We start from the raw sequence: 11,098 nt of genomic DNA on the forward strand, positions 1-11,098 counted from the left end.
TGTTGATAAAGAAGATTTAGGGAATGGAAAACTAAACAAGTGGTATGAAAGACAAATAATTATAGAATCTATGTAAAAAGAAGCAGCTACCTTTAAATGGAGAGGTGGCTGCTTTTTTTATTTGTTCATATTCTACTGATGCTTTGAAATCAATTTAGACATATAGACAAAATCCTAAATTACGTATTGTCTTGTAACTCCATGAATATCTATTCGCGCTATTGTGTTTATACACTGCTCATTGATAGTTTCCCGATTAATTCTCAATAATATCATGTAACCTCTCAGCAAACTCTTTATGATACACTGTGTTATAACCCACATGATGTCCTGGAAACTCTGCGAATTCTGTTCCGAGGTGTTCTGCTAAGTTGAATGCGCAATGATAAGGAAAAGATTCTCGTGAAATACTTCCACCGGCTGGACGTACCTGTATCGATGCAGGTTTTAATAGGGACTTTAATGCATCGATATTTAAAGTATAGCTGAGGATTCCCGGGATTTCATACTCAGTGAAATACATCGAATTGCCGAGTAGTCGCTCTGTTAGCATATCCTTCGATGGTTCGGAATTACTATCATCAATATTTGACAATAACTTCATGACCTCACTTTGATGATTCCCTTTAAGGTCTTCCAGGAAATTTATAGCCTGCTTCAACTCATTTTCAGATAAAAGTTGTAATAAAACCGGTTCGTGTGGAATTAGTAACTGTACCTGCTCAGGATGACGTATGCACAAATCAAGTCCGATAACAGCACCAGAACTACTTCCGAATACATAAGCCGGTTCTTTGGTCAGATTAGCTAGCAACCGATGAGCATCTTCGCTATGCGTGTGCACATGGTAATCCTCATTTTTATTGACGAGATTGCTACGGGAATGACCACGACGATCGTAAGTAACAACGGTATACCATTTAGCAAGATGGTCGGCGATATTATGGAACTTGTCGGCATCACCACCCCCACCATGAATCAAAAGAAGAATTGGACCCGAGCCACGCACCTCATAATAGATGCTTGCTCCAATTACTTGCAATGTTCCGTTTTTTACTATACTCATTTGTACATTCTTCCTTTCTTTTGTCATCTCCCTTAACATTACATGATTGGTGAACGATATAAAATGCAGGAAATAACTAAGAAACAAATTCACCATAAGAAAAAGCAATGTGTGGCTTTAAAATAAAGTTTGATTAAAAATATTGTGTTAAACCGTATTCTATGATGAATAAAAAGAAACCATTTTGAAAAAGTCTAATCAAAATGGTTTCTTATCCAACAGGTTTATGTTTATGTTTTATAAAAAGGTTTGATCATAGCTTATTTACAATTCTTTGATTAAAGAGATAAAGCATCGCACCTTTTTAATAAACGTCTTAACTTTATTTCAAAACTACACTATATTTACTAACCTACTAATCTCCTACTCAACCGTAACAGACTTAGCTAAGTTACGTGGCTTATCAACGTCACACTCGCGGTGAAGTGCTGCGTAGTATGAGATAAGTTGTAATGGAATAACTGCTACTAACGGTGCTAGTGCTTCATGTACAGCTGGTAATACGAAGCTGTCACCTTCCATTTCTAAGCCTTTCATTGAGATGATACATGGGTTAGCTCCGCGTGCTACTACTTCTTTCACGTTACCACGAATTCCAAGGTTTACGTGTTCTTGTGTAGCAAGTGCGATAACTGGTGTACCGTTTTCGATTAAGGCGATTGTACCGTGTTTTAACTCTCCTCCAGCAAATCCTTCTGCTTGGATGTAAGAGATTTCTTTTAGCTTTAACGCTCCTTCTAATCCTACGTAGAAGTCTACGCTACGTCCGATGAAGAAACAGTTACGAGTTGTTGCTAAAAATTGTTTTGCTAATGCGTCCATTTCTTCTTTTTGATCACAAAGTTGTACCATTGCATTTGCTACAAGTCCTAATTCGTGTGTTAAATCGAAATCAAGAACTTCACCTTTTGCTTTAGCAATATCTGCAGCTAAAATTGAAAGTACTGCAAGCTGTGCTGTGTAAGCTTTCGTTGATGCAACGGCGATTTCTGGTCCCGCGTATAACGGAAGTGTATAATCCGCTTCACGAGAAAGTGTAGAACCAGGTACGTTTGTAATTGTTAATGCTTTATGACCCATTTCATTTGTTTGTACAAGTACTGCACGGCTATCAGCTGTTTCACCACTTTGTGAAATGTAAATGAAGAATGGTCTTTCTGTTAATAATGGCATGTTATAAGAGAATTCACTTGCTACATGCACTTCAACTGGCATTTTTGCAAACTTCTCGATAAATTGTTTTCCAACAAGACCTGCATGATAACTTGTTCCACATGCAATGATGTAAATACGATCGCTATCTAAAATCGCATTACGGATGTCTTGATCTAATTCAATCTCGCCATTTTCATCTTGGTACTTTTGAATTATATTACGGATAACAAGTGGTTGCTCATCGATTTCTTTGAGCATGAAATGAGGGTATGTTCCTTTTTCAATATCACTTGCGTCTAATTCCGCTGTAAACGGTGCACGTTCAATCGTTTCACCTTGTAAGTTTTTAATTGTAATACTTTCTTTCGTTACAATTACAATTTCTTTATCCATTAATTCAATAAATTGATCTGTAACTTGTAACATCGCCATAGCGTCGCTCGCCACAACATTAAAGTTGTCACCAACACCTACTAATAGCGGGCTTTTGTTTTTAGCAACATAAATCATGTTTGGATTTTCAGCATCAAGTAATCCGATTGCATAAGAGCCATGTAAAAGGGATAGCGTATTACGGAACGCTTCTTCTACACTTAGTCCTGTGCTCACTTGTTGTTCCATAAGCTGTACGATAACCTCTGTATCCGTTTCACTTACGAACGTTACATCTTGTAAATATTCCTTCTTCACTAACTCATAGTTTTCAATTACACCGTTATGAACTAGTGTAAAACGCTTTGATGTACTTTGATGCGGATGCGCGTTTACTTTGCTCGGAACACCATGTGTAGCCCAGCGTGTGTGACCGATCCCCACGCTTGTTGCTACGTTCTCATCTACGATTTCGCGAAGTTTTGCAATACGGCCTTTTTCTTTGTATACAACAACACCGTTCTCTGCTTGTACTGCAATACCTGCTGAATCATATCCACGATATTCTAGCTTTTCTAAACCTTTTAATAAAATTTCCTTTGCATCTTGCTCTCCAATAAATCCTACGATTCCACACATGTTTAGTCGCCGTTACAAATGCTTACACTGCTCTGCGAACATGTAACGACATAGTCCGATACCATTTTTATTTATACTAAAAAACGGATTACATATTGCTAGCCCTGTAAGCTTGTAACGGCTTTCACCTTCCTCTCGATTGGGTTTAAGTCCGTATATACTTATACAGCTAGTTTGTATCCGTTCCTTTTCTCTCATCACACTTTCACCTTTGTCCACTAAGTCACCTTAATGATTTAAGTAAAAGCTTGCGGTTGTGATGAACAACCGGGAGCCATCCGCCGAAATCTCGATAAACCCCACCTCGTCAACTACACTACTTGTAGTTCTGGCGCTTCTATAATTTACAATATTTCCTTTGAGAAAAAGAACAAGACCATCTTATAACAAACATGGATAAAACGTCAATGAAAATTTTTTCACCGTCTATAAAACATATGAAAAAGGAGCACTTATTGTGCTCCTTTTCAATAAATTTATTAAATTATTCAGCGCCAACTTCCGCTTTCACAACTTCTACAATGCGATGTACATATGCATCACAAACTTCTTGTGTTGGTGCTTCTGCCATTACACGAATAAGTGGTTCTGTTCCAGATGGACGAACAAGAATGCGGCCATCACCGTTCATTTCTTCCTCTACAACACGAATAATTTCTTTAATTTTTTCGTTTTCTAGTGCTAGTTTTTTATCTGTTACACGAACGTTTACTAGTAATTGCGGGAATTTTGTCATTTCTCCTGCAAGCTCAGATAATGGTTTTTTCGTCATTTTCATAATGTTTACAAGTTGAAGTGCACTTAACATTCCATCACCAGTTGTAATGTAATCAAGTAAGATAATATGGCCTGATTGTTCTCCACCTAAGTTGTAACCTCCGCGCTTCATTTCTTCCATTACGTAGCGGTCACCAACTGCTGTTTTATCACTTGTAATACCGTTAGCTTCAAGTGCTTTGTAGAAACCTAAGTTACTCATAACTGTTGAAACAACTGTATTATGCTTTAGTTGACCAGTTTCTTTCATGTACTTTGCACAAATAAACATAATTTGATCGCCATCAACAATGTTTCCTTTTTCATCTACAGCGATTAAACGGTCACCATCACCATCGAAAGCAAGACCAATATCAGCACCTTTTTCTTTTACTAATTCAGCTAATACTTCTGGATGCGTAGAACCTACTCCATCGTTAATGTTCATACCGTTTGGTGAAGTTCCCATTGTTGAAATATCAGCTTCTAAATCAGCAAATAAGTACGGAGCTAAAGAAGACGTAGCACCATGCGCACAATCTAAAGCGATATGTAAACCTGAGAAATCTTCCTCTACAGTTTGTTTAATGTATTGTAAATACTTTTGTCCACCTTCAAAATAATCACTCACTTGCCCAAGGTTCGTACCTGTTGGACGTGGTAATTCATCCACTTCTTTGTCTAATAAAGCTTCGATTTCTGCTTCTTGCTCATCTGTTAATTTAAAACCGTCTGAACCGAAGAATTTAATTCCGTTATCTTGTACTGGATTATGAGATGCAGAAATCATAACACCAGCTTGTGCATCTAACGCTTTCGTTAAATAAGCAACACCTGGTGTAGAAATAACACCAAGACGCATTACTTCTGCTCCAGTTGATAATAGACCTGCTACTAAAGCTCCTTCTAACATATGTCCTGATATACGTGTATCACGGCCGATAATTACTTTTGGACGGTCTGTATCTTTTGTTAATACATAACCACCAAAACGTCCAATTTTGAACGCTAATTCAGGTGTTAACTCCTTATTCGCAACCCCGCGTACTCCATCTGTACCAAAATATTTACCCATTATGATTCGCTCCTTTTTCTGGCTCTTTTTGATTATCTACTGTTGGCTCTTGGCTAGTTTCTTTATCTTTATTTTGTTCCGGTTCCGATTCCTTCTCCTTTTCCTTTTCCTTTTCTGGATCAGGCTTAGGTTCAGGTTCAGGATTTTTTGGTTTTTCAGTTTGATTATCTTTATTATTATTTGAATTTGGTTGCTCACCGTTACCCTGTACTTCTTTATCGGGATTTTCTTTCTTCACAATTGTAACTTTAGCACTTTTTTGTTTTGGCTCTATTGAAATATTAACAGGGCCACTCACTTGAATAGCAACATCCTTCGTCCCAGGAGACACATTTTGTAGATTAATCACTGCTGTTATTTGAGCAGCTGTTATTTTATCTACTATACTTGTTTCTCCTGAAATATCAACGCTTATCTTCCCATCTTGCGGCGAAAGTAACTGGGCCGTAACGTCTTTAGAAAGTCCATTTTTTTGAATTGATATACCATCAATCGTTCTTGTTTTCGTTTGTTTTGTTTTTTGTACGCCTACTGAAACCTTTACTTGATTTGGCTTCGCACTTGTTACACCCTTTGGTAATAAAACAGAGGTATCGAATGTTGTAGACTCTGTCAATTGACTAAGATCTACTTCGACCCCCTCTATCGATTGTATATTATCCAATATATCTTTTGGACCTGCTATCGTTACTTCTCTCGGCTCAACGCTAATATTTGTAACGGCCAATCCTTCCGGTAAACTCCCCTTTTTCGCATATGTTATAGGAACAGTTTTTTCAGTATTATTGGCCGTAGCTTGCGTCGCCACATTCAACGTTACACTAATTTTAGATGGACTTGTTCTTACATTTAAACGTTTTCCTTCTTTATTGTACAATGTAACTTCGGCTGTTTTTGTAACAGTTTTATTAACACCTTTTAAATCAACATACGCCTTAGCAGATGAAATACTTTCAATTTCTTCTTTCGTCCCAACTACCTCAACCGTATCAGGTTTAATGTTTGATTTTTCGAGAGTAGCACCAGCTGGCATTTGATCCTCATTTGATAATTTCAAGTCTACATGAACATATTTTCTCGCTTTTTCATGAAGAGTAATTTTAATTGTTGATGGCTGAACTGTTCCTTTCACATCATCTGGAAGTCCATTCGTTTTCAAAGAAACTTCATACGTTCCTTTTTCGCTACCTCTCAAATCAACTGGTATATCAAATTGTTTTTTCGCTTTTGCCGTAGCAACTGCTGCTTTTGGACCCTCTAACTTCACCTTAACGCCCTCTGCGGGAATACCACTTACAATATATTTCTCTTCATCATACTTAACGTTAATAGCATAATTAGTTAATGTTTCTTTCGCATCATTTGCAAAAGGTAGTATTCCCGATGTCGTATTTTTTTCAGTTAAAGTCGCTGACATAAAAAGCATACACGCCAATAGTAATGAGATCCCCTTTAAAAACCAATGATTCTCCATTAACTTATCCATGACGCTTTCTCCTCCAATTCCATAAAGACGAAGAAGTCGTTTTTTCGTTCGCACTAAATTCAGCTAACAACATATCTTTCAGTTGTTCTGTCTTCAAATCACGATGCAACTTACCATTTTTCGTTAAAGAAATTTGGCCCGTTTCTTCCGACACAACTACTGTAATACTATCAGTAACCTCACTAACTCCCATTGCAGCGCGATGCCTAGTTCCTAACTCTTTAGAAATAAATGGACTTTCTGATAACGGAAGATAACAAGCCGCTGCTTTAATCGTACTGCCTTGCATAATTACTGCTCCATCGTGAAGCGGTGTATTTGGAATGAAAATATTAATGAGTAATTCCGACGATACGTTTGCATTTAGCGGAATACCCGTTTCTACATAATCACCCATACCGGTCTCTTTTGATAAAGTAATTAATGCACCAATTCTACGTTTTCCCATATATTCCGTTGCTTTCGCTATCGCTGTTGCAACCATTTCAGGCTCATCATCCTCATGAGTTCCAGTACGCGAAAATAAACTCCCGCGTCCTAGCTGCTCAAGTGCTCTTCGCAATTCTGGCTGGAAAATAATAATAACGGCTAAAAATCCCCACGTTAATACTTGTTCAGTTAGCCAATATAGCGTTCGCAATTCAAGGAAAATACTGATCATCCGAACGACAATAATAACTGTAATCCCTTTTAAAAGTTGAACAGCTTTCGTCCCTCGGATTATGAGAATTAGCTTATATATAATAAACCATACAACGGCAATATCTAATGCCGTACTAAGATATTTCAAAATGGTCGTATCTTCAAAAGGCATGCTAACCCTTCCTCCTACTTACGAGCAATTCTATCCATATATTGAAATATTGTTTTATGCTCTATCTGTATGTATTTCCAACAACTAGTTAATTATACCATACATGAAACAAACGACAATTACAAACAACCCCCTTTAGTCTAAATTGGTAAGATGTCAAACATTCTTATCGTACAGTATAATATAAATCATTATTATACGCCTATTTTCAAATAAAAAAAGCAACTTCTCAGTTGCTTTTCTTACATTTATTTTAGTTTTTCACCGAATAAAGAACCCATTAAAGCAACCGCTGTTGTTGCCGTTCTATTTCGCTCATCTAAAATCGTATTTACCTCAACAAACTCCGCAGATGTAACAATATCAGCTTCCGCTAACATCTCCATTGCTAAATGGCTCTCACGATAAGATAGGCCACCAATTACAGGTGTTCCAACTCCTGGTGCATCATGAGGATCAAGACCATCTAAATCTAATGATAAATGCACACCGTCAGTATGAGATAAATATGCAATTGTTTCTTCCATAACAGCCGTCATACCCATACGATCAATCTCGTGCATTGTGAATACTTTAATACCTTCATTGCGAATAAAGTCTTTTTCTCCTTCATCTAATGCACGTGCACCGATAATGACAACATTCTCTTTTTTCACCTTTGGATATGCCCCATATAAATCTACAAGCGTGGGATGTCCATACCCTAAACTTGCTGCAAGTGACATACCGTGAATATTCCCAGATGGTGAAGTTTCTTCTGTATTTAAATCACCATGTGCATCGTACCAAATAACACCTAGGTTTTTATAATGTTTCGCCACACCAGCTAATGTACCAATAGCGATACTATGATCGCCACCTAATACAAGTGGAAAACGCCCTTCTTCTATAATATGATCTACCTTACTTGCTAATTCGTTACATACAGTTGCAACTTGTGTAAGGTTTCTTAAGCTTGTATTTACATCTACTTCTTTTTCTCTCTCTATACATATATCTCCCATATCTTTAACGTCATATCCAATTTCCTCAATTCTTTCAATTACACCTGCATAACGGATTGCGCTCGGTCCCATATCAACTCCACGACGCATCTGCCCTAAATCCATTGGAACTCCAATAACCGAAATTTCTTTTTTCATAGATAGTATCCCCCTTCTGTGCCTTCACTAAATATTTTAAATCTTTTATATAGTCTGACTCAACTCGACATTTTTCTGTATGGATATACAAATTATTCACTTATATCCGCTTAAAAATCCAAATGTTAAGACTATTCTATGTATAAAGTTAACTTAATGAAGCAACTACCATCATTATTATTAAATAATAATAAAAAACACTCCCCCATTTAGAAGTGTTTTTCTGATGCTATTTTCCACACTGCTGCAATATTCTTCGCTGTCATTTCGATATTCTCCTCTGCTACTTTATATGCCTCCTCTAGTGTCATCGGACTTGTTGTACTACTAAATACTGCGGCAATTCCTTTTTCATGAACAGCGGTGTAATTCGGAGATACAGATCCTCCAATAGCAATGACTGGAATATGAAAATGCTTTGCACGCTCCGCAACACCTACTGGGGCCTTTCCATATGCTGTTTGTTCATCTATTCTCCCTTCGCCAGTTATAATTAAATCTGCACCTTCTATATGCTTATCAAAATTTGTATAATCTAATACAATTTCAATTCCTCTCCGCAAGTTTCCCTTTAACACTGCAATAACAGCTGCTCCCATACCTCCTGCAGCTCCTGCACCAGGTATTTTAGATACGTCGCAAGATAGGTATTGTTTAAGGATATGCGCATAATGCTTTAAATTCTCATCCAGCTCTTCCATCATCTCTTCATCCGCACCCTTTTGTCGCCCAAATACGAAAGATGCTCCTCTTATTCCAACTAACGGATTATCTACATCACATGCTGCTTCTATCTTTATATGCTTTAAACGTGAATCCATTTGTGAAAAATCAATAGAGACAATCGAATGTAACGTTCCACCAGATGGCTCTATTACTTCTCCTTTTCCATTTATGAACTTGACTCCTAAAGCTGACAACATACCCGCTCCTCCATCATTTGTAGCACTTCCTCCAAGTCCTAAAATGATATGCTCAGCTCCTTCGTCTAGCGCATGTAGTATAAGTTCTCCTGTTCCTTTCGTCGTCGTAATAAGTGGGTTTCGCTTTTTAGCCGGAACGTGTTGTAAACCTGATGCTGCTGCCATTTCAATAAACGCTATCTTTTTATCTTTAGACATACCGTAAAAGGCTTGTACGCTCTCTCTAAGCGGTCCTGTCACATGAAATGATATAATCCTCCCGCTTGTAGCATCAACAAGGGAATCGACCGTTCCTTCCCCTCCATCTCCAATTGGTATTTTTACGTACTCTGCTTTAGGAAAAATTGCTCCAAAACCTCTTTCAATAGCTTCACATACTTCTATAGCTGTTAAGCTTTCTTTATATGAATCAGATGCAATAACAACTTTCATAATTATCCCCATCCTTTATTTTCACGTTTTCTCCATTTTAAATGACAAGTATGAAAGTTGTCTTTTTAAACACAAAAAAAGCTTACATCATATGATGTAAGCTTTCTCTATTAGATGGAGCCTAGCGGGATCGAACCGCTGACCTCCTGCGTGCAAGGCAGGCGCTCTCCCAGCTGAGCTAAGGCCCCTTAGTAATTAAGCGGAAGACGGGATTCGAACCCGCGACCCCAACCTTGGCAAGGTTGTATTCTACCACTGAACTACTTCCGCGAAAATGGTGAGCCATGAAGGACTCGAACCTTCGACCCTCTGATTAAAAGTCAGATGCTCTACCAACTGAGCTAATGGCTCGTAAATGGCTGGGCTAGCTGGATTCGAACCAGCGCATGACGGAGTCAAAGTCCGTTGCCTTACCGCTTGGCTATAGCCCATTAATATTTACTAGTATGGTTATCTTTTCAAAAAAATAAACCCTCTCAGGTTATTTTAAAGAAAATGGTGGAGGGGGGCAGATTCGAACTGCCGAACCCGAAGGAGCGGATTTACAGTCCGCCGCGTTTAGCCACTTCGCTACCCCTCCGACATTTAAAATATATATGGTGGAGGATGACGGGATCGAACCGCCGACCCCCTGCTTGTAAGGCAGGTGCTCTCCCAGCTGAGCTAATCCTCCAAAAGTGGTGACCCGTACGGGATTCGAACCCGTGTTACCGCCGTGAAAGGGCGGTGTCTTAACCACTTGACCAACGGGCCAAAAAAGTTTTAAACCTATTCCCAAGCTTCCAACCGGGCTTGAACCGGTGACCTCTTCCTTACCATGGAAGTGCTCTACCAGCTGAGCTATGGAAGCATAATGGCTCCGCAGGTAGGACTCGAACCTACGACCGATCGGTTAACAGCCGATAGCTCTACCACTGAGCTACTGCGGAATAATATTAGCCTGGCAACGTCCTACTCTCACAGGGACAAGGTCCCAACTACCATCGGCGCTAGAGAGCTTAACTTCCGTGTTCGGTATGGGAACGGGTGTGACCTCTCTGCCATCATTACCAGACTTTTATCATTATAAACATTTCTTCCGAAATGTCAAGAAGAAAATTATATATTCCTTCAAAACTAGATAACATTTGCTACATATTATATGGTTAAGTCCTCGATCTATTAGTATTCGTCAGCTCCACATGTCACCATGCTTCCACCTCGAACCTATCAACCTGATCATCTTTCAGGGATCTTAC

Annotated in this window: 8 protein-coding genes, 9 tRNA genes and 2 rRNA genes; all 19 read right to left on the reverse strand. The window is 38.5% G+C overall.

Annotated features, from left to right (window positions below; translation table 11 throughout):
* Positions 1–256: 256 nt before the first annotated feature.
* Entirely contained in the window at positions 257–1,066 is an 810-nt protein-coding gene (locus MR147_RS23795) for an alpha/beta fold hydrolase (RefSeq protein WP_074608917.1), read from the reverse strand.
* A 363-nt stretch (positions 1,067–1,429) separates the two neighbouring features.
* Entirely contained in the window at positions 1,430–3,232 is a 1,803-nt protein-coding gene (glmS, locus tag MR147_RS23800; protein ID WP_046199602.1) for a glutamine--fructose-6-phosphate transaminase (isomerizing), read from the reverse strand.
* A 12-nt stretch (positions 3,233–3,244) separates the two neighbouring features.
* Positions 3,245–3,430: a hypothetical protein gene (locus MR147_RS23805; protein WP_001208183.1), complete on the reverse strand. Its 186-nt coding sequence runs from the start codon at positions 3,428–3,430 to the stop codon at positions 3,245–3,247.
* A gap of 286 nt (positions 3,431–3,716) precedes the next feature.
* Positions 3,717–5,063, reverse strand: a complete 1,347-nt coding sequence (gene glmM, locus MR147_RS23810; RefSeq protein WP_000521474.1) for a phosphoglucosamine mutase — start codon at positions 5,061–5,063, stop codon at positions 3,717–3,719.
* Entirely contained in the window at positions 5,056–6,549 is a 1,494-nt protein-coding gene (locus MR147_RS23815) for a CdaR family protein (protein WP_074608918.1), read from the reverse strand. Before MR147_RS23815 ends, glmM begins: the two co-directional genes overlap by 8 nt.
* Positions 6,542–7,363 (reverse strand): diadenylate cyclase CdaA, encoded by an 822-nt coding sequence (gene cdaA / locus MR147_RS23820; RefSeq protein WP_001115700.1) that lies wholly within the window; start codon positions 7,361–7,363, stop codon positions 6,542–6,544. The genes MR147_RS23815 and cdaA overlap by 8 nt, the downstream gene beginning before the upstream one ends.
* A gap of 248 nt (positions 7,364–7,611) precedes the next feature.
* Positions 7,612–8,505 carry an arginase gene (rocF, locus tag MR147_RS23825; RefSeq protein ID WP_000711570.1) on the reverse strand — a complete coding sequence of 298 codons (894 nt, stop codon included), beginning with the start codon at positions 8,503–8,505 and terminating at the stop codon, positions 7,612–7,614.
* A 209-nt stretch (positions 8,506–8,714) separates the two neighbouring features.
* The gene (locus MR147_RS23830; RefSeq protein WP_074608922.1) at positions 8,715–9,860 is read right to left on the reverse strand and encodes a glycerate kinase; all 1,146 of its coding nucleotides are present in this window, start codon (positions 9,858–9,860) and stop codon (positions 8,715–8,717) included.
* A 115-nt stretch (positions 9,861–9,975) separates the two neighbouring features.
* Positions 9,976–10,048, reverse strand: a tRNA-Ala gene (locus MR147_RS23835).
* Between the two features lie 10 nt (positions 10,049–10,058).
* A tRNA-Gly gene (locus tag MR147_RS23840) sits at positions 10,059–10,130 on the reverse strand.
* Positions 10,131–10,135: 5 nt separating this feature from the next.
* Positions 10,136–10,211 (reverse strand) — tRNA-Lys (locus MR147_RS23845).
* A 5-nt stretch (positions 10,212–10,216) separates the two neighbouring features.
* Positions 10,217–10,291: transfer RNA gene (locus MR147_RS23850), tRNA-Gln, on the reverse strand.
* A 65-nt stretch (positions 10,292–10,356) separates the two neighbouring features.
* Positions 10,357–10,440 (reverse strand) — tRNA-Tyr (locus MR147_RS23855).
* Between the two features lie 17 nt (positions 10,441–10,457).
* A tRNA-Val gene (locus tag MR147_RS23860) sits at positions 10,458–10,533 on the reverse strand.
* 5 nt (positions 10,534–10,538) lie between these two features.
* A tRNA-Glu gene (locus MR147_RS23865) sits at positions 10,539–10,613 on the reverse strand.
* A gap of 24 nt (positions 10,614–10,637) precedes the next feature.
* Positions 10,638–10,710 (reverse strand) — tRNA-Thr (locus tag MR147_RS23870).
* Between the two features lie 4 nt (positions 10,711–10,714).
* A tRNA-Asn gene (locus tag MR147_RS23875) sits at positions 10,715–10,789 on the reverse strand.
* A gap of 9 nt (positions 10,790–10,798) precedes the next feature.
* Positions 10,799–10,914: ribosomal RNA gene (gene rrf, locus MR147_RS23880) — 5S ribosomal RNA — on the reverse strand.
* An 87-nt stretch (positions 10,915–11,001) separates the two neighbouring features.
* Positions 11,002–11,098: ribosomal RNA gene (locus tag MR147_RS23885) — 23S ribosomal RNA — on the reverse strand; the annotation flags it as partial.

The sequence above is a fragment of the Bacillus cereus group sp. BfR-BA-01350 genome (assembly GCF_022663775.1).
Taxonomy (GTDB): domain Bacteria; phylum Bacillota; class Bacilli; order Bacillales; family Bacillaceae_G; genus Bacillus_A; species Bacillus_A paranthracis.

Coding starts and splice junctions, on each gene's coding strand:
- MR147_RS23795 (WP_074608917.1), bottom strand. CDS start 1,066: ATGAGTATAGTAAAAAACGGAACATTGCAAGTAATTGGAGCAAGCATC.
- glmS (WP_046199602.1), bottom strand. CDS start 3,232: ATGTGTGGAATCGTAGGATTTATTGGAGAGCAAGATGCAAAGGAAATT.
- MR147_RS23805 (WP_001208183.1), bottom strand. CDS start 3,430: ATGAGAGAAAAGGAACGGATACAAACTAGCTGTATAAGTATATACGGA.
- glmM (WP_000521474.1), bottom strand. CDS start 5,063: ATGGGTAAATATTTTGGTACAGATGGAGTACGCGGGGTTGCGAATAAG.
- MR147_RS23815 (WP_074608918.1), bottom strand. CDS start 6,549: ATGGATAAGTTAATGGAGAATCATTGGTTTTTAAAGGGGATCTCATTA.
- cdaA (WP_001115700.1), bottom strand. CDS start 7,363: ATGCCTTTTGAAGATACGACCATTTTGAAATATCTTAGTACGGCATTA.
- rocF (WP_000711570.1), bottom strand. CDS start 8,505: ATGAAAAAAGAAATTTCGGTTATTGGAGTTCCAATGGATTTAGGGCAG.
- MR147_RS23830 (WP_074608922.1), bottom strand. CDS start 9,860: ATGAAAGTTGTTATTGCATCTGATTCATATAAAGAAAGCTTAACAGCT.